Annotated in this window: 16 protein-coding genes and 2 tRNA genes; 12 read left to right on the forward strand and 6 right to left on the reverse strand. The window is 59.2% G+C overall.

Annotation, left to right across the window (positions count from 1 at the left end; translation table 11 throughout):
- Positions 1-92 precede the first annotated feature (92 nt).
- Positions 93-2642, reverse strand: a complete 2550-nt coding sequence (pepN, locus tag HMPREF2845_RS04325) for an aminopeptidase N (protein ID WP_049345623.1) — start codon at positions 2640-2642, stop codon at positions 93-95.
- Positions 2643-3021: 379 nt separating this feature from the next.
- Here pepN and HMPREF2845_RS04330 point away from each other — a divergent pair, with 379 nt between their 5' ends.
- Together HMPREF2845_RS04330 and HMPREF2845_RS04335 are read left to right on the forward strand one after the other, a co-directional pair.
- Entirely contained in the window at positions 3022-3513 is a 492-nt protein-coding gene (locus tag HMPREF2845_RS04330) for a ribose-5-phosphate isomerase (RefSeq protein WP_070605377.1), read from the forward strand.
- Positions 3514-3616: 103 nt separating this feature from the next.
- On the forward strand, positions 3617-4501 hold the full coding sequence (locus tag HMPREF2845_RS04335) for an Fpg/Nei family DNA glycosylase (RefSeq protein WP_070633974.1): 885 nt from the start codon (positions 3617-3619) through the stop codon (positions 4499-4501).
- A 106-nt stretch (positions 4502-4607) separates the two neighbouring features.
- Here the strand turns inward: HMPREF2845_RS04335 and HMPREF2845_RS04340 are convergent, their stop codons facing one another.
- Positions 4608-4853, reverse strand: coding sequence for a hypothetical protein (locus tag HMPREF2845_RS04340; RefSeq protein ID WP_083308734.1), 246 nt, complete (start codon positions 4851-4853; stop codon positions 4608-4610).
- A gap of 466 nt (positions 4854-5319) precedes the next feature.
- Positions 5320-5390, reverse strand: a tRNA-Gly gene (locus tag HMPREF2845_RS04345).
- Positions 5391-5658: 268 nt separating this feature from the next.
- Here HMPREF2845_RS04345 and HMPREF2845_RS04350 point away from each other — a divergent pair.
- The 6 genes from HMPREF2845_RS04350 (at position 5659) to HMPREF2845_RS04375 (ending at position 11455) form a co-directional block, all read left to right on the forward strand.
- Positions 5659-5733, forward strand: a tRNA-Pro gene (locus HMPREF2845_RS04350).
- A 107-nt stretch (positions 5734-5840) separates the two neighbouring features.
- Positions 5841-7142 (forward strand): trigger factor, encoded by a 1302-nt coding sequence (tig, locus tag HMPREF2845_RS04355; protein WP_012903380.1) that lies wholly within the window; start codon positions 5841-5843, stop codon positions 7140-7142.
- Positions 7143-7461: 319 nt separating this feature from the next.
- On the forward strand, positions 7462-8115 hold the full coding sequence (locus HMPREF2845_RS04360; RefSeq protein ID WP_005505718.1) for an ATP-dependent Clp protease proteolytic subunit: 654 nt from the start codon (positions 7462-7464) through the stop codon (positions 8113-8115).
- Positions 8116-8120: 5 nt separating this feature from the next.
- A complete protein-coding gene (locus HMPREF2845_RS04365) occupies positions 8121-8810 on the forward strand; it encodes an ATP-dependent Clp protease proteolytic subunit (RefSeq protein WP_012903382.1) in 690 nt (229 codons plus the stop codon).
- Positions 8811-9316: 506 nt separating this feature from the next.
- Positions 9317-10639 carry an ATP-dependent Clp protease ATP-binding subunit ClpX gene (gene clpX / locus HMPREF2845_RS04370; RefSeq protein WP_210394530.1) on the forward strand — a complete coding sequence of 441 codons (1323 nt, stop codon included), beginning with the start codon at positions 9317-9319 and terminating at the stop codon, positions 10637-10639.
- A 174-nt stretch (positions 10640-10813) separates the two neighbouring features.
- The gene (locus HMPREF2845_RS04375) at positions 10814-11455 is read left to right on the forward strand and encodes a DsbA family oxidoreductase (RefSeq protein ID WP_070615900.1); all 642 of its coding nucleotides are present in this window, start codon (positions 10814-10816) and stop codon (positions 11453-11455) included.
- A 139-nt stretch (positions 11456-11594) separates the two neighbouring features.
- Here the strand turns inward: HMPREF2845_RS04375 and HMPREF2845_RS04380 are convergent, their stop codons facing one another.
- The 3 genes from HMPREF2845_RS04380 to valS all read right to left on the reverse strand — a co-directional run bounded on the left by HMPREF2845_RS04380 (position 11595) and on the right by valS (position 17047).
- Positions 11595-13196, reverse strand: coding sequence for an LssY C-terminal domain-containing protein (locus tag HMPREF2845_RS04380; protein WP_070633976.1), 1602 nt, complete (start codon positions 13194-13196; stop codon positions 11595-11597).
- Between the two features lie 181 nt (positions 13197-13377).
- Positions 13378-13584, reverse strand: coding sequence for a hypothetical protein (locus HMPREF2845_RS09345; protein WP_070633977.1), 207 nt, complete (start codon positions 13582-13584; stop codon positions 13378-13380).
- Between the two features lie 730 nt (positions 13585-14314).
- The gene (gene valS / locus HMPREF2845_RS04390) at positions 14315-17047 is read right to left on the reverse strand and encodes a valine--tRNA ligase (RefSeq protein ID WP_070633978.1); all 2733 of its coding nucleotides are present in this window, start codon (positions 17045-17047) and stop codon (positions 14315-14317) included.
- A gap of 538 nt (positions 17048-17585) precedes the next feature.
- Between valS and HMPREF2845_RS04400 the strand changes: the two genes are divergently transcribed.
- The 4 genes from HMPREF2845_RS04400 (at position 17586) to HMPREF2845_RS04415 (ending at position 23905) form a co-directional block, all read left to right on the forward strand.
- A complete protein-coding gene (locus HMPREF2845_RS04400) occupies positions 17586-17900 on the forward strand; it encodes a hypothetical protein (protein WP_049342077.1) in 315 nt (104 codons plus the stop codon).
- 140 nt (positions 17901-18040) lie between these two features.
- The gene (locus tag HMPREF2845_RS04405) at positions 18041-18841 is read left to right on the forward strand and encodes an SDR family oxidoreductase (RefSeq protein WP_070633980.1); all 801 of its coding nucleotides are present in this window, start codon (positions 18041-18043) and stop codon (positions 18839-18841) included.
- Positions 18842-19380: 539 nt separating this feature from the next.
- On the forward strand, positions 19381-21120 hold the full coding sequence (locus HMPREF2845_RS04410) for an LPXTG cell wall anchor domain-containing protein (RefSeq protein ID WP_070633981.1): 1740 nt from the start codon (positions 19381-19383) through the stop codon (positions 21118-21120).
- Positions 21121-21880: 760 nt separating this feature from the next.
- A complete protein-coding gene (locus HMPREF2845_RS04415) occupies positions 21881-23905 on the forward strand; it encodes an adhesin (RefSeq protein WP_070633982.1) in 2025 nt (674 codons plus the stop codon).
- Positions 23906-23932 lie beyond the last annotated feature (27 nt).

Raw genomic sequence — 23932 nt, forward strand, 5'->3', positions numbered from 1 at the left:
ACCCCGAATCGGGGTAGAAGGGGACGAATAAAAACCTATGAGCAAAAACCCATGAGAGCAGGTGGCGAACCCGCCTCAGCTCACAAGCATTGTTAAATGTCAGCCGCCTGAACCTTCAGCGCACGAGCCACGCCGTCGCGTGCCTCCGCAATCTGACGGTACAGAGCCGCAGCATCCTCAGGCAGAGATGCCAGGTACGCCTCGGTACGCTCCAGCAGCTCAGCGGTCGGCTCGCTCGGGTACATGCCACCAATAATCTGCATGGAAATCTCGTGCGAACGCGAACGCCAAATACCCTCAATCTGCTCGAAGTACGGCTCATCGTACTGGGCAATCAGCTCGGGCTTGCCGGACTTGAAACCGGAAATAGCGTAACGCTGAATCATGTTCGACAGCTCGCCGGTCACCATGATCTTGTTCCAGTACTCAGCCTTAGCCTCCGCGGTCGGAATCGACGCGTATGCCTGAGCGGCGTACTGCTGACCGTTTGCGGTGTTGTCGTTCTCCAGCTCCGCAGCAATCTGCTCGGCGGAGAAACGGCCACCGGTAGCCAGGCGGCACACCAGGTTCCAACGCAGGTCAGCGTCAATGTCCAGTCCCTCAAGGGTCAGCTCACCCTCGAAGAGGCGCTGCACGTTGTCGTACTGCTCCTCGGTGCGGGTCTGGTTGATGAACGCCTGCAGCAGCTGCAGCTGAGCATCCGAGTCGGGCTCTGCAACGCATGCCAGCTCCCACAGACGGTCAGCGGCACGGTGGCGGGTCTCCTCGCGAGCTTCAGGAGCTACGAAGGAGTGCAGAGTAGCGGACAGGTTGTTGATCTGGGTGCGCAGAGCGGTGGAGTTGGTCTCCTTACCGATGTTGTTCAGCACCAGGTCAACGTACTTACGTGCCGGCATCTGAGCGTCACGCACGGTATCCCAGAGCGAACCCCAGACCACGCCGCGAGCCACGGACGAATCAATGTCGCCCAGGTGCTTGATAGCGGTCTCGATGGAACGCTCGTCCAGGCGAATCTTGGCGTACGCCAGGTCCTCATCGTTCAGCAGCAGCAGGTCGGGGCGCTTCTTACCGAGAGCCTCCTCAACCACGGTCAGCTCGCCGTCAATGTCCAGCTCGATGCGGTCGGTGCGGGTCAGCTTGCCGTCCACCAGGTTGTAGAAACCAATTACGGCACGGTGCGGGCGCAGGGTCTCGAAGCCCTCAGCGTAGGACTGGCGGATACCCAGGTTCGAAATGTTGCCAGCCTCGTCGTTCTCAATCTCAACGGCGAGAGTGTTCACACCAGCGGTCTCAAGCCACTTAGCGCTCCACGCACGCACGTCACGGCCGGAGGTGCGCTCCAGCTCAACCAGCAGGTCGTCAAGAACGGTGTTGCCCCAGCTGTGCTTATCGAAGTACACCTTCAGAGCAGCCATGAAGTTCTCCTGGCCAACCCACGCCACCATCTGACGCAGCACCGAAGCGCCCTTCGCGTACGTAATGCCGTCGAAGTTCACCTGAACATCGGCAAGGTCACGGATCTCAGCCACAATCGGGTGAGTCGAAGACAGCTGATCCTGACGGTACGCCCAGGTCTTCTCCGACGCGGCGAAGGTGGCCCACGCCTCCTTCGCGTAGCGGGTGTTCTCCGCAGCAGCCAGGGTCGACATGAACTCAGCGAAGGACTCGTTCAGCCACAGGTCGTTCCACCACTTCATGGTGACCAGGTCACCGAACCACATGTGAGCCAGCTCGTGCAGAACGGTGATAGCGCGGCGCTCACGCAGAGCCTCCGCAACCTTGGAGCGGAAGACGTAAGTCTCCAGGTAGGTTACGCAGCCAGCGTTCTCCATCGCACCGGCGTTGAACTCGGGCACGAACAGCTGATCGTACTTCTCGAACGGGTACGGGGTCTTGAACTGCTCCTCGTAGAACTCGAAGCCCTGACGGGTCAGCTCAAACATGTCCTCAGCATCCACAAACGGCATGAGGGACTTACGAGCGTACACGCCCAGCGGAATCACTCGACCTTCAGAGTTAGTCAGCTCGCTGGTGACCTTCTCGTAGGGGCCAGCCACAATCGCGGTAATGTACGAAGACATGCGCGGGGTCGGCTTGAAGAACCAGGTCTTCGCACGGCCGCAACCGCACTCCTTCTCCTCAACCTTCACCTCGGGCTGGTTAGACACAACCACCCAGTGCGAGGGAACGCGCACAATAAACTCGAATTCAGCCTTCAGGTCGGGCTGCTCAAAGACGGGGAACACGCGGCGGGAGTCCGGCACTTCAAACTGGGAGTACAGGTACACTTCGCCGTCGGCGGGGTCCACGAAACGGTGCAGACCCTCACCGGTGTTGGTGTAGAACATCTCTGCGTCAATGACCAGGGTGTTCTCAGCAGCAAGGTTCGGCAGCTGGATGCGCTCGCCGTCCGCCAGGTCGGTGCTCAGCTCTTCGCCGTTGAGGTTAATGGACTTGACCGAGGAGGTGATGGCGTCAATGAAGGTGGAGGCACCTTCCTGAGCGTCGAAGCGAATTTCAACCTTCGAGGAGAAGACGTCTTTGTCCTTCGGAAGGTCGAGTTCAATACGGTACGAGTGCACGCGCTTAATAATGGATGCGCGTTCGATTGCCTCATTGCGGGTTAGGTTCAGGCCGGGCATACAGCTCCCTCTCCTTAGATGTGAATAGCGTGCCGTGTTGACACGCCCTGTCATGGTGCGCTGGTTCCCGAGGTGCGCGGCTCCTGCGACGCTGCATACGTAGCGCTGGAGGCCTTCAAGCTTGGGCGCGGCGAATCGGGACACCAAAAAGTGCCATATCCCACAGTCTACCGTATAGGTGGGGGTATAGAAGGCTTCGCATTACCCGAACCCGCGCGAATTCGATACAGTTAAGACAGAAAAAACCCAAACGGGGAAGCGTATCCCACCTGATGGATGCGCGGCGCACTCTAGCAACGGCGCTCAGAACTGAGAACCGGCGCCTCCCACGAACGCACAAACGCACGTCACACCAAGACAAAATCACCAGGAGAGTACCATGCGCGTACACATCGCAACCGACCACGCTGGCCTCGAACTGAGCCACTACCTAATCGAGTCCCTCACCGCTGCGGGCTACGAAATGATTGACCACGGCCCCGCCGACTATGACCCGCTGGACGACTACCCCTCGTTCTGCATTAATGCAGCCCTTGGCGTGAAGCGTGACCGCGAGGCTGGCCTGGACTCCCTGGGTATTGTGCTGGGCGGTAGCGGCAACGGCGAGCAGATGGCTGCGAACAAGGTTGAGGGTATCCGCGCGGCTCTGGCGTGGAACCACGACACCGCGGCACTGGCTCGCGAGCACAACAATGCACAGGTCGTTGCTGTGGGCGGCCGCCAGCACAGCAAGGAAGAAGCACTGGAAATCATCAAGGTCTTCCTGGCTACCCCCTGGACCAACGAGGAGCGTCACGCACGCCGTATCGGTCAGCTGGCTGAGTACGAGCAGACCGGCGACATTGCCGGCAAGCAGATTGACGCTGCCTAAGCTCTAAAATCTGAGGCGCATAGTGCAGGCTATGCGCCTCAGTCGTCTTTGCACCCCATATAATCCGCACTATTTCTAGCCGACAAGTTTTCGAGGAGAACCCGTGCCCGAAGGCCACTCCATCCACCGTATTGCCCGCCAAATCAGTGACGTCTTCACCGGCGAGCGCGTGCAGGTTTCCTCCCCGCAGGGCCGCTACGCCGAGGGTGCCGCCCTGCTGGATGGGCACACCATCACCGGGGCGTACGCGCACGGTAAGCACCTGTTCGTGACCTTCGAGAACGACCTGACCCTGAACGTGCACCTGGGTATTTACGGTAACTGGAGCTTCGGTGGGGATGAGACGTTCACGGGTGCTTCGAGCATTGGCGCGCCCCGCAAGATCGGCGAAAAAGAATACGCGGCGGGGGAGGGGGAACCCTACGCCGGTCCTCCCGAACGGAAGAGTACGGTGCGTTGCCGTATTGTTTCGGAGCACGGCTGGGCGGACCTGGTGGGCCCGACTATCTGCCGCACCCTCACTCCGGAGGAGGTGCGCACCGTCCGCTCCAAGCTCGGCCCCGACCCGCTCAACCCGGATGCCGACCCCGAACAGTTCTACCGCGCCGCACGTAAGAGCTCCCGCCCGATTGGCGTGATTCTGATGGACCAGGCGGCAATCTCCGGCGTGGGCAATATCTTCCGCGCCGAATCGCTGTACCGCCAGGAAATTGACCCGCTACGCCCCGGCAAGAGCCTCAGCGACGAGGAACTGGAGCGACTCTGGGAGGACAATAAGCACCTGCTGGTCATCGGCGTGCGCGTGGGGCGCATCATCACCACCGAGCCCGAAGACCGCCCCGGCGTGCCCGAAACCGAAGCGTGGCCCGACCACGCGAACTACGTGTACATGCACCACGGCGAGCCCTGCCGCCGCTGCGGAACGACCATCCGCATGGAGGAAATCGCCGGCCGCAAACTCTACTGGTGCCCCGGCTGCCAGAAGTAGTGGTATCCGGCTCTAACTCACGGCTGTGGATACGAGAAAAGCGAGGAGTCCTCGATAATAAATTGGGGCTCCTCGCTTAGCTCTACTGCTCTGATTTTGTGAGGGCTTATGAAGTGAAGATGAATTTCTCGCCCTTAGAGAGGCACTGAGCCCACTCCTTCAGCTGTGCACTATCAACATTTCCACCCTGTTGCTTCACAAACTTCTGCAGTTCCGGCAGGATCAACTCCACCGGTTTGCCCTTCATAGTTGAGGCGATGCGGTCAAACTCATGCTGATACTTCTGAGTCGTTGCAGCAATCTGTTGCTGTACGAGCTTTTCCAAAGCTTTTTCATTAATCTTCAAGGTCACTGGATTTTCCTATCTGAAATAGAATACCTTCGAATAAGTGTACCATATTTTACGGTATATAATCCGCATTGATGCAAATATTCGTATTTGTCTCCGATTATTCTGCTGGAGTGAAGTTTTTTGGGGCGAGGTAAGTGTGTGGGGGCTCTATATTGTTGGGGATGACGGGCTGGAGTCTAAAAGTTTCGAAAGCTTTCGGAACTTTTAGACGTAAGCGATTCCCGGCAACCTTGAGCGGGATTTGTGGAGGGGATGACGAGCTGGAGCGTGCGGATTCCGAGCGCGCGAGGAAACAAATCCGCATGTGGAAGCGGTTCCCACGATTCGTTCAGGATAGTTCTCGAGGGGATGACGGGCTGGAGGGCGAAAATCCCGAGCGCGCGAGGGAATACATTTTCGCCCGGAAGCGATTCCCGGCATCCCCGAGCACAAAAAATCCCCCCGACAACGTCGAGGGGATTGTGCGAGGGGATGACGGGAATCGAACCCGCGTAATCAGTTTGGAAGACTGAGGCTTTACCATTAAGCTACATCCCCGGAATGGAACTTGACCATAGTAGCGAGGTTCCATCTGTGCTGTCAAACTCTTGGGCGTGTTGGCGCGGTTTTGCGTGGTGGCCTTTGCCTGTTCTTGTGGGCGCTCGCCTCCTCTTTTTGTGCCGGTCTGCGCATCCTTATTAGGGGAGTACGCGCTCAGTGGAAATAAACCGTGCACGAGCCGCTGTGTTGGGCATTTAGCGGGAAAACAGGTAAACTAGGGCACTGACTGTGTTAAACACGCAAGTGCGCAACACGGTCGGTTTCACGGGGCGTGGCGTAGCTTGGCTAACGCGCCTGCTTTGGGAGCAGGAGATCGCAGGTTCGAATCCTGTCGCCCCGACGTGAAACGGTTGCCGCGACGCTACAAGGTCGTGGCGCTCTTTCCACTAAGCAACCGCGGCACACACGATTCGTGCCGCACCGAAACTATATGAGGAGATCACGGACGTGAAGACCGCCGTCGAGAAGCTCAACCCGACCCTCGCAAAGATTGAGGTCGAGGTTCCCTTCGCAGAATTCAAGCCCTACCTGGACCGCACCTACAAGAACCTCTCGGGTCAGATCAGCGTTCCCGGCTTCCGCAAGGGTAAGCTGCCCAAGCAGCTCATCGAGCAGCGTGCGGGCTTCGACTACATCGTCGAGGCATCCCTGAACGACGCTCTGAACGACTACTACGCACAGGCACTGGGCGAGAACGAACTCTCCCCCCTGGCACAGCCCGAGCTGGACGTTCAGTCCCAGCCCTCCACCGAGAACCGTGAGGCAGACGTCAAGCTGACCATCACCGTCACCGTCCGCCCCGAAATCGAGCTGCCCAACTACGAGGGCCTCGAGGTTGAGGTTGACGAGGTAGAGGTCACCGCTGAGGACGAGGTTCAGGCACTGGACGCTCTGCGTGAGCGCTTCGGCACCCTGAAGACCGTTGAGCGCCCCGCAGCTGACGAGGACTTCGTGACCATCGACATCGCCGCAGAAATCGACGGCGAGCAGGTAGACGCAGCAAACGACCTGTCCTACCAGATTGGTTCCGGCACCATGCTCGACGGCATCGACGAGGCTCTGACCGGCCTGTCCGCTGGCGAGGACGCAACCTTCGAGACCAAGCTCTCCGGTGGCGAGCACGCAGGCGAGCAGGCAACCATCAAGGTCAAGCTCACCGCAGTCAAGGAGCGCGAGCTGCCCGCCGCTGACGACGAGTTCGCACAGCTGGCTTCCGAGTTCGACACCATCGACGAGCTGAAGGAAGACATCAAGAAGCAGGTTGCAGAAGCTAAGGTTGCCGAGCAGGGCACCCAGGCACGCGACAAGGTCCTCGCAAAGCTCGTTGAGCTCGTTGAGATCCCCGTCCCCGAGAAGGTTATCGAGGATCAGCTCGAGCAGCACTTCAACAACCCCAACGCTGAAGCAGGCCACGACACCGAGGAGCACCGCGCCGAGGTTCGCGAGAACACCGAGACCGCATTCAAGAACGAGATGGTTCTCGACGCTGTTGCGGACAAGGAAGAAGTGACCGTCGACCAGGCTGAGATGATTAACTACATCATCACCATGAGCTCCCAGTACGGCATGGACCCCAACCAGTTCGCACAGATGCTGGACGGCTCCGGCCAGGCTGGCGCACTGGTCGGCGAGGTTCGCCGCTCCAAGGCTCTGGCAGCAGTGCTGAAGACCGCAGTGGTCAAGGACACCAAGGGCAACGTTGTTGATCTGTCCAAGTACCTGGGCGAGGGCGAAGAGGCAGCTGCCTAAATCCCCGCCACGGTCTGCAAGAAGCCACCCCGCTAGAGGGCGTGAGCTGATTGCTTGAAACGTGTAGCCTCAGCGGGCATCCACCGAATTACCGGTTGGGTGCCCGCTGAGGCTCTTTTTACCCCAAACTATTCCGTTCTCAAGTTATTCCGTACCGAGGTTATCGCCTCGGCTTCACCCCCTGGCGAACGAACAACCCGAAGGGAAGCGGGGGAGAGCAACTATCGGTAAGGTAGTAGCAACGAAACTTTTCGCGTGCGCTCCGGCGCGTAAATCGCGCAAAGATGCAGCGAAGACCCATTAGAGAAGAAGAGGAAGAATGTCCAGCTACATGCCTCTGCCCATCGGCGCCTCCCAGGCAGCCGGCGTGGCGCCCGCGCCGTCTATGGCAACCCCCATCGTTGGTGCCCAGGAAGATTACGTCTACAACAGCCTCCTGAAGGAGCGCATTATCTGGCTCGGTTCCGAGGTGCGCGACTCCAACGCCAACCTCATCTGCTCCCAGATGCTGCTGCTCTCGGCTGAAGACCCCGAGGCAGACATCTACCTGTACATCAACTCTCCCGGCGGCTCCGTCACCGCCGGCATGGCTATCTACGACACCATGCAGCTCATCCCGAACGACGTGGTGACCGTGGTGACCGGTATGGCAGCATCCATGGGTCAGTTCCTGCTCACCGCAGGCACCATCGGCAAGCGCTACGCAACCCCGAACGCCCGCATCCTCATGCACCAGCCCCTCGGCGGTATTGGCGGTACCGCATCGGATATCCGCACTCAGGCTGAGCTGATTCTGGACATGAAGAAGCGCCTGGCAGAGATCACCGCTGAGCGCACCGGCAAGAGCCTCGAGACCATCCTGAAGGATAACGACCGCGACAACTGGTTCAACGCGGAAGAAGGCCTGGAATACGGCTTCTTCGACCACATTGCCACCACCGCCGGTAAGCTGCCCGAATCGAAGAACGCATAAGGGAGATGCACATGAACTACCTGCCGAACGATATCACCACCTCGGCGCCGGCTATGCCGAGCAACCGCTACGTGCTCCCCAGCTTCGAGGAGCGCACCCCCTACGGTTACAAGCGTCAGGACCCGTACGCAAAGCTGTTCGAGGACCGCATCATCTTCCTGGGCACCCAGGTGGACGACGCATCCGCTGACGACATCATGGCTCAGCTGCTGGTTCTGGAGGCACAGGACCCCGAGCGTGACATCACCCTGTACATTAACTCGCCCGGCGGCTCCTTCACCGCAATGACCGCCATCTACGACACCATGCAGTTCATCCGCCCCGAGATTCAGACCGTGTGCCTGGGCCAGGCGGCATCCGCTGCGGCGGTTCTGCTGGCTGCCGGTACCCCCGGCAAGCGTCTGGCGCTGCCGAACGCTCGCGTGCTGATTCACCAGCCCGCACTGAGCGGCCAGCAGGGCGGTCAGGCATCTGACATTGAGATTCACGCGAACGAGGTTATGCGTATGCGTGAGTGGACTGCGCAGACCCTGGCACTGCACTCGGGCAAGACCTACGAGGAAGTTGACCGTTCCATTGAGCGTGACAACATTCTGACTGCGGCTGCTGCCCTGGAGTACGGCCTGGTCGATAAGGTGCTGGAGTCTCGTAAGCTGCGTAAGCCTGCGACCAACACCGCTATTTCCCACACCTAAACTTTAGTTTTGAGGAATATCCCCGAGCGTTTTTCGGGGGAGGGGCGGCATCGCTCCGTGTGCGAGCCTTCGGGCTGGTGCGCGGTGCGGTGCCGCCCTTTTTGCGCCCGCCAGGGGTACGGCAAGGCAGGCTGATATGTGGCGTTGACCTGCGCTTTCTTGCCGGGCTTTAGCGTCACATGCCTACCGTCATATGCCGGAGTATCAGCCCCGCCGCCGTCATAAAAGACGCGCTTTGTCATATGCCCGGTAAGTCCGTTCATTTGCGGTGCGTAATTCTGAGTTCCGGGGTGAACTCCGGTAGCCTTAGAGAAGGAGAAAATTCGAGTATTTCATACCGGTTTCTCACTCAAACCACGGCGCCCACCACCCGCCGGTGCCCCTCCTGAGGAATCACCGCAGACATCAGGTCACTGACCCTTCTGCACCGATTTCACCACGCCGATCGAAAGGGAATCTTCGTGGCCACAGACATCATTGTGCCTCCCGAACAGCCCAACGCCAGCATGCGATGCTCCTTCTGCAAGAAGACTCGCGCGCAGGTTTTCAAGATTGTGCTCGGCCCGAATGTTTCCATCTGCGACGAATGCGTGGAGCTGTGCGAAGAGATCCTCGCTGAAGAGCGTCTGAAGGTGAAATCCTCCGCGGCGGCGCCTGCATCTCAGCTGGCTACTCCGCGCGAAATTTACAGCTACCTCAACGACTACGTCATCGGTCAGGACGCGGCGAAGCGCACCCTGGCGGTGGCGGTGTACAACCATTACAAGCGCATCCACGATATTGATAACCCGGTGCTGACCTCCCGCATTCTTTCGGCGACCGCGGGGGAGCAGGTGGAGCTGGGCAAGTCGAATATTCTGATGCTCGGACCGACCGGCTGCGGTAAAACCTACCTGGCGGCAACCCTGGCGAAGAAGCTGGATGTGCCCTTCGCCCTGGTCGACGCAACCACCCTCACCGAGGCGGGCTACGTGGGTGATGACGTGGAGAACATTCTGCTGCGCCTCATCAATGCCGCTGACGGTGATATTGCTAAGGCTCAGCGCGGCATCATCTACATTGACGAGATCGACAAGATTGCCCGCAAGGGCGGCGAGAACCTCTCCATCACCCGTGACGTGTCCGGTGAGGGCGTGCAGCAGGCGCTGCTGAAGATTATTGAGGGCACCGTGGCGACCGTACCGCCGGAGGGCGGACGCAAGCACCCGGCACACGCGAATATTGAGATTGATACCTCGAACATTCTCTTCATCGTGGCTGGCGCCTTCGACAATATCGACGACCGCATCGCAGCCCGCGTGGGTGCCGGCGGTATCGGTTTCGGTGCTGAGCTGGGTGGCTCCGTGAAGAACCCGCTCGACCAAATTATGCCCGAGGACCTGGCGCACTACGGCATTATCCCCGAGCTGATTGGCCGCCTGCCGGTCATCTCGACCCTGAGCGAGCTCAACGAAGAAGAGCTGGCTCGCGTGCTGACGGAACCGAAGAACGCGCTGCTCAAGCAGTACCGTCACCTCTTCGCCCTGGACGGCGTGGACCTGGTCCTCGACGACGCTGCGGTCGCGGCTATTGCCCGCCTCGCCGCCGAACGCGGCACCGGTGCCCGCGGCCTGCGCGCCATGATGGAGCAGATTCTGCAGCCGATTATGTTCGACATCCCGGACCGCACCGATGTGGTGTCCATCGTTATCGGTGAGGACACCGTGCTCAACGGCGCGGAACCCCGCTACGTGTTGCAGGCACCCGACCCCGAAACCGAGACCACCCGCACCGTGAAGGGGGAGGCGAAGGCTGCCTCCCTGAAGGAAGCGGACCGTCAGGCGGCATAACCGAATACTTCCAGCCGACAGGCTAGGGAATAAAGAAGCCGTCGCCCCGGTTATACGGGGTGACGGCTCACTAGCAGGTACTGCTCTCGCTGGCATGTCCTGATGAGCGTGTACCGAAGAATAAGCGCCGGCTCATAGAAGCGGCTGGCGCAACCGTATGAGAGAGGAACACTCATGACTGAGAACGCACCCGCACAGATTGATTTCTGGTTCGACCCGATCTGCCCCTGGTGCTGGATTACCTCCCGCTGGATTGGCGAGGTGCAGAAGGTCCGTAATGTTGAGGTGACCTGGCGTCCCTTCTCCCTGTCCATGCACAACCAGGGCCGCGACCTGCCCGCCGACTACCAGGCAATGATGGACCGGTCCTGGGCGCCGACCCGCCTCATTACCGCTGTGCGTGAGCTGCACGGCAATGAGGTCATCAAGCCCCTCTATGACGCTCTGGGCGAGCAGATTCACCACAACAAGAACAAGGCTGATTCCTACCGCGACGCAATCGTCAAGGCGCTGGAGGAGGTCAACCTGCCGGCTGAGCTGGTGGATGTCGCCTTCACCGACCAGTACGATGAGCAGATGCGCGCCTCCCTGGACCTGGCACTGGAGACCGTGGGCGGCACCGATGTGGGTGTTCCGCTGATTTCCATTAACGGCACCGCTTTCTTCGGCCCGGTCATCTCCCCGAGCCCCGCCGGTGAAGAGGCTGGTAAGCTCTTTGACGGCGCCCTGGCGCTGGCTTCCTACCCCGGCTTCTTTGAGCTCAAGCGCCCCCGTAACGTGGGCCCGATTTTCCACGGCGAAAAGGGCGAAGCCTAAGAAGCCTGCAATGTGCTGAGAATCCTGCATGCCCGCAGGCTCGGTAGAGTCTGCGGCTGCAGAGCAAAAAAGTACCGCCCGGTCATGTACTGACCGGGCGGTACTTTTCTATTCACTATGTTGCGCTGAAACGTACGATCTACGCGCGGTGAGCGCTACTTGCAGAGGTAGCCTTGTGCGCCTTCTGCGCATTGTGCGCCTTCTGTGCATTGTGCATCTTCTGCGCTTTCAGCGCTTTCTGAGCCTTGCGCTGAGCCCTGTGCTCCAGAACCTTCGGGTGCGTTGCCCGCTGCACAATCTTCGTATCACGCATATGGAAGGTGCGGGTTGCCGTGTACTGGACCGCCGCGTCCGAGGTGAACGCCAACATCGCAAACACCGCAACGCCCAGCTGGAAGAAAATCGTGGACAGCGGCAGGGACTGATGGCCCCACAGCACACCACCGGTAATCGCCGCGAAGTTCAACGCTGTCAACAGCAGAGCCAGGCGACGAGCCTTCGACGAGCCGCGCAACGTACTCCACAGCAGGAACAGGTGCACCGCCGAATAAATTGCTACAAAACCCACCAGCACGGTGCCGGTAATGGTGAGTAGCACGTTGCTATCCACCTGATCGAAGAGGTCCAGCAGCTCAATGTCGTTGCCGGAACCTTCCTCCAACAGCTTGGCGCGAAGTGCCGGGCGGCTGAGCGCCAAAATGACACTGTTGACAATGTCGGCGAGGGTCACAGCGATGAGCATACCCGAACCAACCAGCAGGCTCAGCGGCATGCGGTACGCCAGGTCGTGCGCACTGGAGAGGTGAATTTCTTCCTGCTCCTGCGGCTCCAGGCCCTCATTGTTCAGCACGATGACCGGGAGCGCGCCGTCCGTGCGGATCGCGTCACCGCCGCCGTTACGGGCATGGTAGCCGGAGGAAAAATCGTGCAGAATCTCAACGTGAGTTTCCGGGTGGGCGTACTGAATGGACTCCACAATGTAGTCGCGTTCAAAGTCGGTTTCAGCGTCAATGCGGTGCGTGACCTGCAGAGTGAAGAAACTGAAACCCACACCGGAGTCGTACGTGCCCGCCGCCAACCAATCCACCTGGTGACCGCCCGGCAGAAGCCAGCCGTCCGGGGTTTTCCAGAAGCGCACGTGGTGGCGCTTCTCGGGGTTGCCGTCCACTTCCTTCTGGTAGGCGAAAGCCTGCGTCTTACCAAAAATTTTCAGCGGGGAGACGGGCGCCTCCGCGTAGGAGCGGCGGGTGATGGTGGAGAGAATAATCTTCCAGGAAGAGACGAGGGTGACGTTGTCAGCGCGGGTCCAGCCTGCGTCCTGCATGACCTGGTGAATCTGCTCCTCGGTACCAATCAGACCGATATTGACCGGGTCGCCGAGCAGACCGTCCGGGGTGCGGGTGCGCCCAATAAAGTAGTCGGGCACGTAGATGCGGGTCATGATCGCGTGAAAACGCGGTAGCGTCAGGTACGCGGTGACCGCCCAGAAAATGAAGGCAATGGGGAAACCCCAGAAAGAATGGCCGACCGTATTCGCCAGAATCATGAAGGTCAGCACGAGGGCCGCGATGCCGGCAAAGATAAAGAAGAGAGTGTCCCAGAAATCGACCCACAAGCTGCGCGGGACGAGGTCTTGCGCCGTGCCGCGCGCGTCAATATCACCACGGTAGACCGGTGGGGAGGTAACTGGGGGAGCAACATCGCTACGTATAGGCCGTAGGACGCGTTTTTGGTGGGACATTCCCGCCCTTTCTGCAACATAGTTAGGGTCTTTGAATATCCATAACTATAGCAAGGGGCAGGTTATGTGAAGTACGCATTCCGAGCAGGGCTTAATCGCTTGGCTCGATCGCCCCGCCGCGGAAAACGCGGTACCAACGCGGAGTGCTGGCGTTGCCGCGCGAAAGAAATAAAGGGTGACCCTACTCGGGGAGGGGCTTAGCCTCCACAGCGGCGCGTGCGGCGGCAATGGAGCTTTCGTGGTGCAGCATATCGCGGCTTTCACGCATGAGGCGCACCCACTTGCGGGTCAGTTCCTCAAGCTGCTGAGCGGTCAACGAACCGGAGACGATGCTCGCCTCATCGGTGGCGGCGCTGGTGGAAATATGCTGAAGCCAGAGTTCATACACTTCGTTGGTGTAGCTGGCACGCAGCGCCTGGGCATGTTCACGTGCCTGGCTGATGTACTCGTTCAGGCTCGTGTGATAGTGCTGAAGCTGATTGGGGGAAATGTTGGTTTGCGCTCCTGGCGGCGTGCTCGGGGTTGAGCTCTGCCTCGCCTGAGGCTCTTGCGGTAATCCGGAAGATGAAGAATGTGAATTCATAGTAATTATGGGTGCGCCTACTTTGGCGCGGGTCAGAGCCAGGACGCATCGCTACGCCTGACGGGTGGTTTATTGTCGTGCGGTTGGTCGGGGTATGTCGTTACTCGTACCGGTGATTTGTCTGTTGCTGAAGTTGAATAGAGGGTTGTTCCTGATGGTAAAACCCTCGCATCAACAATCATACATAAAGTGACAGTCAATCTCATAAGGTTGATTATGCTCTTTGCACATTGATGAATATAAAAAGGGGTTGGAAATTCCATAGAATCCCCACAGATTAGCAGGCTAAACCCATATCGTTGGGGGAACCGCTAGCGAAGATTCTCAGAGGGCTGGAGCAGGCATCCACGGGCGCAGCTTGGACAAATCCTATAGTCAGAGCCGTAGAGGTCAGCCGCTGGGGCCTCACACCCGGCGAGCTACAACGAACAGTAGGCACAGAAAACGGGGCGGTACCGTCAACCGGTACCGCCCCGTCCTCAACGCTCAAGTAGCGTCATAAATTTAAGCGAACAACGCTCAAAATTAGGCGAAATTACTCAGCTGCTTCTTCCACAACGAGCACCACATCGCGAACCTCCAGCTCGCCCTCAGCCGCCACCAGGGACAGCTCACGAGCGTTACCGGCAGCCTTCAGATCAGCCATGCCAGCAGCAATGCGATCCAGCTGAGCCTGGGGAGCCGCAATAGTTGCGGACTCAACCTCGGTGCGCTGCTTAACCTTCGCGTCGCTCTTAGCCTTACGCAGACCACCCAGAGCCTCAGCAACATCCGGCAGAATCTGCTTCAGCGACTCAATCTGAGCCGGGTCAGCGTCCGCCAGGACCCACTGAGCCGAAATGCCGGCGGTCGGGTTCTGAGCGGAGTACTCAGCCAGCAGGGTGCCTTCCAGGATGGGCAGTGCCTGCGGCCACTCGGCGCGGTGCACGCTACCTGCACGCCACCAGGACCAAATCTCTTCGGTCACGAACGGCAGGAAGGGAGCGAACAGACGCAGTAGGGCATCCAGGGTGGTTGCCAGCGCAGCCAGAACAGAAGCCTGCTCCTCTTCGCCGCGAGCACCGTACGCACGGTCCTTAATCAGCTCGACGAAGTCGTCGGTGAAGGACCAGAAGAAGCTCTCGCAAATCTGCAGAGCACGAGCGTACTCGTACTTCTCGAACGCAGCGGTTGCCTCTTCAATCAGGTACGCCAGGCGAGCCAGCAGGGAACGGTCCAGGGCGTTGATGAGCACGCGACCCTGAGCCTGAGAAGTAATGACAGACTTCTCGGTAGCGCCCAGGTTCAGCACGAACTTGGATGCGTTCAGCAGCTTAATCGCAAGGCGGCGGCCAATCTTCATCTGGCCTTCGTCGTAGGCAGTGTCAGCACCCAGGCGAGCGGAAGCAGCCCAGTAGCGCACAGCGTCCGAACCGTACTTCTCCAGAACCTCGTTCGGGACCACAACGTTGCCCTTGGACTTGGACATCTTCTTGCGGTCCGGGTCCAGAATCCAGCCGGAGAGTGCGGTGTTGTACCACGGCACGGAGGAAGCCAGGGTCTCCGCGCGAACAGCGGTAGAGAACAGCCAGGTACGGATAATGTCGTGACCCTGCGGGCGCAGATCCATGGGGAAGGTCTTCGCGTGCAGGTCCGGGTCCACACCCCAACCGGTCGCAATCTGCGGGGTCAGGGAGGAGGTAGCCCAGGTGTCCAGAACGTCCGGGTCGGCGATGAAGCCGCCCGCTACGCCGCGCTGATCCTCGGTGTAACCGGGAGCAGCCTGCGATGCGGGATCAACCGGCAACATGTCCTCAGAAGGCAGAATCGGGTTCTCGTAGTCCGGCTCGCCCTCAGCGTCCAGCGGGTACCAGACGGGGAAGGGAACGCCGAAGAAGCGCTGGCGAGAAATCAGCCAGTCGCCGTTCAGGCCCTCAACCCAGTTCTCGTAGCGGCTACGCATGAAGGAGGGGTACCAGTTGATTTCGCGGCCGCGCTCGATGAGCTTCTCGCGGCGTGCAGCGTCACGGCCACCGTTGCGGATGTACCACTGGCGGGAAGCAACGATTTCGAGGGGCTTGTCGCCCTTCTCGTAGAACTTCACGGGGTGGGTAATCGGCTTGGGGTCGCCGTCCATTTCGCCGGCCTCAACCAGCATTTCCACGACGGTCTTCTGTGCGGTGAAGACGGTGGTGCCCGCCATGCGTTCGTAGCGCTCGCGGCCCTCGGCGGAGGTGATCCACTCGGGGGTTTCGCGGGAGAAGCGGCCGTCGCGACCGATGAGGGCGCGGGTGTCCAGCTGCAGCTCACGCCACCAAGTAACGTCGGTGGTGTCACCGAAGGTACAAATCATGGCGATACCGGCACCCTTGTCGGGCTGTGCCAGCGGGTGCGCCTTAATTTCGACCTCAACGCCGAACAGCGGGGAGGTGACGGTGGTGCCGAACAGCGGCTTGTAACGCTCGTCGTCGGGGTGCGCCACGAGAGCCACACAGGAGGGAAGCAGCTCGGGGCGGGTGGTCTCAATCCAGACCTTCTCGCCGTTGGGGCGGTGGAAGCTGATGCGGTGGTACGCGCCGGGGCGTTCCTTATCTTCCAGCTCAGCCTGTGCCACTGCGGTGCGGAAGGTGACGTCCCACATGGTCGGTGCTTCTGCCATGTAGGCGTTGCCTGCTTCCAGGTCCTTCAGGAAGGCGAGCTGGGAGACCTTGCGGGAGTGCGCGTCGATGGTGCGGTAGGTGCGCGACCAGTCAACGGACAGACCCAGGGTGGTGAAGAGGTTTTCGAAGACCTTCTCGTCTTCAACCGCGAGCTCTTCACAGAGTTCAATGAAGTTGTTGCGGGAGATGCGCGGCCACTTTGCCTGGCTGCGGTCGGGCTTGGGGGTGCCGTCTGCCTTCCAGGTGATCAGGTCGCGGAAGGAGTCGTTGTCTGCCACGGAGGGGTCGCAGAGAACGCCGTAGTAGTTCTGAACGCGGCGTTCGGTGGGCAGGCCGTTGTCATCCCAGCCGAGGGGGTAGAACACGTTCTTGCCGGTCATGCGCTGGTAGCGTGCAATGACGTCGGTCTGGGTGTAGGAGAACATGTGACCCACGTGCAGGGAGCCGGATGCGGTCGGCGGCGGGGTGTCAATGGAGTAGACCTGTTCGCGAGTGGTGTTCTCGTCGAATGCGTAGGTCTTCTCGTCGGCCCAGCGCTGCGAGAGCTTCTCTTCGAGGCCTTCGAGGGCGGGGCGGTCGGGAACGTTAATCTGTACGGGCGAGTCTGAGCCCAAAATGTTTTCAGCCATAACGGCTATTTTCTCATATTCACGGCATTCTCTCAGCTCCAGGGGAATTCTGCGCTGTGCTTGCCTGTTCGTACTGCTCGATTGCGGCTTCTAGACGTGCCAGGAGGTGCCGGTACCGGCGCACAAATTGTGCCCTGCGTACTGCGGCGCGTACCCCGCCGGAGGCGGTGAGTTCCCGCCAGGAAGCGGGGTCGAGGTAGCTCTGCCCGAGCAGCAGATGCACCTCAGAACTATAGGGGGTTCCGGTGGCGGCACGGATAGTGCGCGCCCGCTGCTGGAGTGCTTGGCGCTGCTCTTTAAGAGAGGTGATGCGCTGGTGCGGTATTGCTGTCATGTGGAGGTTCCCAATATGAGGAGTAATCGGCGATTCAGTGACAAACTCGGTGGAAACGGTAATGGGGGAGAGACCCCCTAATATTGCTGCCCCTGATTACCTGCAGTGTATGCGCGAAAATCTGCAGTATCAATGCCCACGAATCCTTCTCAGCAGAGCGGGCGCGGCGTAGACTGAAGATACACGACCTTTGAGGAGTTGCCAATGAGTTCTCTGAGTATTTTTGGTTTGGGCACGTCTGAAACCGTTCTGCTGATACTGCACCTGGTGCTGGTTGCGTTGTGCGTCTGGCATTTGACGGTGCGTAGCGGTTACGGTGAGGCGCGTATGCGTTTCGTACTGCCTCTGATTGCGTTCATGCCCGGTGCCGCGATTCTCTATCTCATGTCTGCACGCGAGGGTACGGTTCCCCCGGACACCGTGAAGACCGGTAGTAGCTCGCCCGTGTACTTTGAGCACCGCCTCGGATTCCGTGACGGCGGCAGGAGCCGCTGGGGTCTGCCGCGCCGCCGCAAGTAGTAGGTGTGACAGCGCCTGTACCGTTCGTCCTGAATGGTGGCATTGTCGGCATCTATCTCACTATCGAAAATTTCAAAATATATGCCCGCGAGTCTGCTCGAACAGAGCACCCGCGGGCATCACTCTACTAGGATTAAAGTATGACTGAGAACACCCACATTCCTGCATCTCCTTTTCTTCCCACGACCGGCGTCGGCAAAGTTGCCGTGGTGACCGGCGCGTCCAGCGGAATTGGTCGAGCTACCGTGCATCAGCTGGTTGCCACCGGGTGGACGGTGTACGCTCTGGCTCGCCGCACCGACCGCCTCTACACTCTCTACGCGGAAACCGGCGCTCACCCGGTGACCTGCGACGTGACCGATGAGCATTCCGTCCGCTTTATTGCCGAGCAGATCCTGGAGGAGCAGGGCACCATTGACGCCCTGGTCAATATTGCCGGTGGTGCTATTGGCGTGGATAAGGTTGCCGACGGCAAGCCTACCGATTATTTGAAGATGTACCAGATGAATGTGCTCGGTATTCTGCACATGGTGCGTGCCTTCGCGGAGGCGTTGCGCCTGAACGGTCACGGCACGATCCTGAACCTGACCTCCACCGCTGCCGAGCACGGCTACGAGGGCGGCGCCGGATACAACGCGGCGAAGTTCGGCGCTCGCGGCCTGACCGAGGCGCTCCGCCTGGAAGAAGCGGAACATAACGTTCGCGTGATTGAGATTTGCCCGGGCATGGTGCACACCGAGGAGTTCTCCCTAAATCGTCTGGGTTCCAAGGAAGCCGCCGAGCGCGTCTATGCGGGTGTTGAGAAGCCGCTGACCGCAGAGGACGTGGCGCAGACCGTGACCTTTGCGTTGAACGTTCCGCACCACGTGAACCTTGACCGCATTACGATTCGCCCGGTGGCGCAGCCGAGCCAGTTCAAGGTGATTCGTAAGGAGAGCTGAGCTTGCGGTGTGCCGTGACGATTGAGCCTTAGTGAGGCCTTGACTTTGGTAGCCCCGCCCGCATCCCTATCTGGATGCGGGCGGGGTGTTTCTCTGTGTTCTCGGCGTGTAGAGAAGGCATACATGAAGGTGCCCGTGGGGTGTTGAGAAGCGGGGGAGAGGCATGAAGGAGAACTTGAGGGAACTATAAAGTGGTACGTGAGACTTCAAGGTTCATTAGGGTGAAAATGGTGAGTCGAAATCACCTATGGAACACCCTATATTTTCTTCAAATGCAATCAAAAGATAGGGTTATATGCCTTCGTGTGTCAGTAGATGGGCGTAAAATTCCCGGATTGGTCTGCATTAAGCCTCAACTTAAGGGGTGGTTTTATAACGATTTCGTTACAGTTGGGCAAAGATGGCGGTAAGCATGCTAAACGTCCAGGGGCAAATGCTAGCCTTTTAGCAGTCACACCCATGTAGTGGGCCTACTGCACCTTCAAAGACGGGGGCGAACCACGGTAGGCTCAACACCGATAATCAGAGATCGAGGAAAAATGTCGAAGACTACCCGTCGCGTTTACAAGATCGCAGCAGCGGCAGCCTTTACTGCCGGTTCCGTGGCAGCAATCCCGGCAACTTTTGCGGCAGAAGCACCCGCTGACCAGCAGCAGGTTGTCGACCAGAAGGCAACTGCTCAGACTTCTTCCCTGCCTGGCGGCAACGCAACCGAGACCCCCAAGGCTGAAGCTCCTAAGACTGAAGCACCTAAGGCTGAGGCAACCGAGGCTCCCAAGGCAGAGACTCCTAAGACTGAGGCTACCGAGGCTCCCAAGGCAGAGACTCCTAAGGCAGAGACTCCCAAGGCTGAAGCAACCGAGGCTCCTAAGGCTGAAGCTCCTAAGGCTGAGGCTACCGAGGCTCCCAAGGCAGAGACCCCTGCTCCCGCAACCCCCGAGCCCACCACTCCCTCCACCCCGGCTCCCGAGGCGAAGCAGGCTAACCCCTTCGTCTCCATCGAGAACGCACGCTTCTCCGGTGATGCGCAGTTTAACACCGTGAGCGTTGTTGGTACCGGCTTCTACGGCGAGAAGGTCGGCCCCGGCGTTCAGGTCAGCATCTACGCGCTGGATGAGAACCAGCAGATTACCGGTGACGCCATCACCACCGTGTCCGTGTCTGCGGACCAGATTCAGGATGGCTCCTTCAAGACTTCCTTCACTGTCGAGGCAAGCAAGCTGCCCGCCGGCGCTTCCTACGCTCTGGTTGCTGTGAGCAACCCTCAGGCTGCTCAGGCTGACCAGAAGCTCGTGGCTCTCTCCTCCTTCAAGGTCACCGATTCCGCTTCTCCCGAAGCTCCGAAGACCGACGAGACCCCCGCCCCTGAAGCTCCCAAGCCTGAGACCCCCAAGGCTGACGAGACTCCCGCTCCCGTAACCCCGGCACCCGAGACCCCGAAGGCTGACGAGACCCCGGCACCCGAGGCTCCCAAGACTGAGACTCCCAAGGAAGAAACTCCTGCTCCGGAAGCCCCCAAGGCTGAGACCCCCAAGGCTGACGAGACCCCCGCTCCTGAGGCGCCCGCGGCACCCGAGAACGCAACCCTCACCACCGAGGATGCTTCCCTGAACCCGAACGACCAGTACAACGTTCTGACCTTCAACGGCTCCGGTTTCACCCACGAGTCCGTCGCTAACGGTGTGCAGATCGCTATCTTCCGCCTGGATGCAAACGGCAACATCACCGGTGATGCTCTGGCAACCCACGATGTGCCCGCTTCTGAAATCGTGAACGGCACCTTCCGCGTCAAGGTCAGCGTTCTTGCTGAACTGCTGCAGCCCGGTTACGCCTACGCAATGGTGGCAACCAGCGACCCCAACGGCCCGGTACACCAGGTGGCAGTCACCACCGCTACCGTGAGCGATGCGAACAACCCCGCACCGACCCTGCCGGCAGCTACCGAGGGTGACAACACCACTGTTCGCGATAACGGCGACGGCACCACCAGCGTCTTCACCGCTGAAATGCGCGAAGATGGTTCGGTTGTCGTAACCGAGACCCGCATGCCCACTTCTCAGGCACCCAAGGCTAAGGTTGGTAACGCATCCGCTGCTACCTCCTCTAACTCCAAGGGCCACACTGTAGGTGTCTCCGGCACCAAGGGTTCTTCTTCGGCTTCCTCGAAGCCGCAGCTGGCTAACACCGGTGCTGAAGGTGTTGCAGGTATCGCAGGCGTTGGCGCCGCAGCTCTGATTGCTGGTGCTGCACTGATGCTCCTGCGCCGCCGCAGCCTCTAATAGCTCAGCCTCTATAGGCTAGGCTCTGAATATCTGATACTCGCCGCAAGGTGAGTGATTCAAGTGCCGCCAATACTCTGAAAGGGTATTGGCGGCACTTTTGCATGTCAGCAGTTTTGTATGTCAACAGTTTTTGTTGAGCTGTTCTTTGGATCTGGGGGGGGGTAGTTGTGTGTGGCAAGGTGTGTGCGGCAAGCGGGGTGAGAGGGGTGGCTCTTCCGTATTGGGGGTGCAGGCTGGCGTAACGGAATGATTTTGTCGACTTATTTTGTGCGTGGTTATTGGTACGCACGCTTTTAATCAATGTGCGGGAAAAGGTGCTGTGACCTGCATTTTTTCACTTAAAAGAAATAAATTAAATGCATGAATGTGCAGAATATTTTTATCTCAAATCCATTAAAACTGCATATGCATGCAATAAAACCTTGAACCTCAAGGGAGAGTTGAAAAATTTCGCCTAGTCCATGTAATTTGAGTGCTCTTGATACTGTTCTGGAGGGTAAAAAATATTCCATGTGGGTTATTGCACAAGAAAATAGTCAGGACGTAAAGCGTATTTACAGCAATAATCTAAAAAGTATTGTTAGTGTGGAATTACCGATAAATAGAGCGATTCCCTTCGCGGTAACTTCCACTATTACAGGAATGTTATGACTAGTCCGTGCGTTATAGTGTTCATTCCTGAAGAGGTATCCAACCATCTTCACTCCGTGGCACCCTCCGGAGGGTATCGTTCACACTCACAGAAAAGGTGTGTTCCATGCCCGAACCCGCTCACTCAAAAACCCGTGCAACAGCCGCTATTGCTGCATCCGTCCTGTCCGTTACCGGTGTTGGTGCTGCGCACGCAGATGTGCAGGTGCAAAATAATGGCGGAATTGCTTCATCGACTGCGGTAGAACCCGACAATCCCCCCTCCGCAACAAACGCAACCCCCATCGAAAACGTTGCCACCCAAACCTCCCCGCAGGTGTACGTCGAGCAGGGTGTCGTCATTAACCCGGCACGTTCCCAGAGCATCACCGTCACCGGTGAAGGCTTCACCGGCGGTGCCGTTGAACGTTACGGTGTGGCGGTGTACGTGAGCGAATACCGCCAGTACCCCCTCTACGCGTTGGGGCGCGGTTCCGCAGTGACGATGACCCTCGTGCCCGAACTCGATGTGGACGGTGGCCGCTTCAGCACCCAGTTGACCCTGCCCGCAGGTACCCTCGACCCCAACCAGCAGTACGTTGTCGCAACTGCCGTGGTTGACCCTGCCAAGGGCTACGCGACGGAGGATCCCTCCTACAACTCCTCCGCACCCCTGGAGCTGCTGCCCGCAAATACTCAGGATGAGCCGCTCAATGCTCAGATTCTTTCGGGGCAGCTGGAAATCCCGCAGGATAAGAACCTTGTCGTCTACAAGGTCACCGGTCTGGGTGAGGCGCAGGCTTTTGAAGTCATGACCTACACCTACGCCCTGGATAGCCAGGGTAACCGCATCCTGCTCGCTGCCTCTCCCGCGCGTGCCGACGTTATGAACGGCACCCTCCTGGACGGCATTGAAGTGCCCGGATCCAGGCTGGAAGAAGTGCAGGCTGTTCACGAAGACCTGCGCTACGTGCTGAGCATTGAGGTTGCGCCCTCTGCCGCTAATGGTTACACCGCCCAGGAAGTTGAGGTTCCCTTCATGAATGGTTGGAATGCACAGAATGGCTCCGCTCCGGTTGCTACCGCTGAGCGTGCAATGGCGGAGCAGGCACAGTTCGAGAAGAAGCAGCCTGCAGAGGAAGCGCAGCCCGAGCAGGTCGCCCAGGCTACCCCGAGTGCGCAGTCTGAGCAGGCTACCTCGAATGCTCAGTCCGCTCAGGCAGTTGCCGCGAGCCCCGTCGAGCAGTTCGACCACGTACTGCCCGAGAACGACCCGCGCCGCCACTACAGCCTGCCGCGCAATACCGTCTTTGACCGCGTCCACGACACCACTAAAGAACAGAACAACACCTCTAACCCCGTGATGACCGCCCGCCTGCACGTAGAAGAAACCGTAGTTCCCGAAAACGATTCCGCAAAGACCCTGACCCTGCGTGGAGAGGGCTTCACCGGCGTCAGCTCGGTGCACCTGATGGTTAGCGCTATCGATGAATACGGAGTGGCTACCGGCGGCGTGATTGCGTCGGCTGATGTCTCTGAGATTGACGACTCCGGTGCTTTCACCGCACAGGTGCAGATTCCCGGCTCGGAGCTCAAGTCCGGTGCCACCTATCGTGTGAGTGCTGTGGCGGAGGATGAGCAGGGTACTGTGCGCATGGTCAATGGCGGCTTTACCGTCGAGCGCGATAGCGTGGATAGCCTGCCCACTACCCCTGAGCAGGATGCGCCCACTGTCGAGGCTCCCGTAGCCGACACTCCCGCTGTCGAGACTCCCGCGGTCGATGCTTCGGTGCCTACTGAGCCTGCGGCTGATCAGGCTTCTGTTACCGAGCAGAAGGCGGGGGAGAGCGGTGCTGAGCAGAAGAAGGACGCTCCGGCTGGTGTTCAGGGTGCTCCCGCGCAGAATGTTTCTGCACAGAATACCTCTGTGCAGAAGACTGAAGCGCAGAAGGGCAACGCGCAGAAGGCCGAAGCACAGGCATCTGGCTCCCAGAAGGTTGCCTCCGGTGCCCAGCAGAAGCGCGAGCAGTTGGCGGCTACCGGCGCCTCCAATATGTTGGTCATTAGTGCCGCTGGATCGCTGTCACTGCTTGCCGGTATGCGTTTGAGCCGCCGTCGCCGTAGTGAGATGCAGCTCAGTTCTCGCCGCTAAAACGGGTCAATTATTGCCCCACTAGGC

This window comes from Rothia sp. HMSC065B04 (assembly GCF_001812285.1).
In the GTDB taxonomy this organism is placed as follows: domain Bacteria; phylum Actinomycetota; class Actinomycetes; order Actinomycetales; family Micrococcaceae; genus Rothia; species Rothia mucilaginosa.

What these genes read in the sequence shown, in the direction of transcription:
- HMPREF2845_RS04360 (WP_005505718.1), top strand. Translation starts at nt 7,462, where the DNA reads ATGTCCAGCTACATGCCTCTGCCCATCGGCGCCTCCCAGGCAGCCGGC.
- valS (WP_070633978.1), bottom strand. Translation starts at nt 17,047, where the DNA reads ATGGCTGAAAACATTTTGGGCTCAGACTCGCCCGTACAGATTAACGTT.
- HMPREF2845_RS04400 (WP_049342077.1), top strand. Translation starts at nt 17,586, where the DNA reads ATGAGTTCTCTGAGTATTTTTGGTTTGGGCACGTCTGAAACCGTTCTG.
- HMPREF2845_RS04375 (WP_070615900.1), top strand. Translation starts at nt 10,814, where the DNA reads ATGACTGAGAACGCACCCGCACAGATTGATTTCTGGTTCGACCCGATC.
- HMPREF2845_RS04405 (WP_070633980.1), top strand. Translation starts at nt 18,041, where the DNA reads ATGACTGAGAACACCCACATTCCTGCATCTCCTTTTCTTCCCACGACC.
- HMPREF2845_RS04415 (WP_070633982.1), top strand. Translation starts at nt 21,881, where the DNA reads ATGCCCGAACCCGCTCACTCAAAAACCCGTGCAACAGCCGCTATTGCT.
- HMPREF2845_RS04380 (WP_070633976.1), bottom strand. Translation starts at nt 13,196, where the DNA reads ATGTCCCACCAAAAACGCGTCCTACGGCCTATACGTAGCGATGTTGCT.
- HMPREF2845_RS04330 (WP_070605377.1), top strand. Translation starts at nt 3,022, where the DNA reads ATGCGCGTACACATCGCAACCGACCACGCTGGCCTCGAACTGAGCCAC.
- clpX (WP_210394530.1), top strand. Translation starts at nt 9,317, where the DNA reads ATGCGATGCTCCTTCTGCAAGAAGACTCGCGCGCAGGTTTTCAAGATT.
- HMPREF2845_RS04410 (WP_070633981.1), top strand. Translation starts at nt 19,381, where the DNA reads ATGTCGAAGACTACCCGTCGCGTTTACAAGATCGCAGCAGCGGCAGCC.
- pepN (WP_049345623.1), bottom strand. Translation starts at nt 2,642, where the DNA reads ATGCCCGGCCTGAACCTAACCCGCAATGAGGCAATCGAACGCGCATCC.
- HMPREF2845_RS04365 (WP_012903382.1), top strand. Translation starts at nt 8,121, where the DNA reads ATGCACATGAACTACCTGCCGAACGATATCACCACCTCGGCGCCGGCT.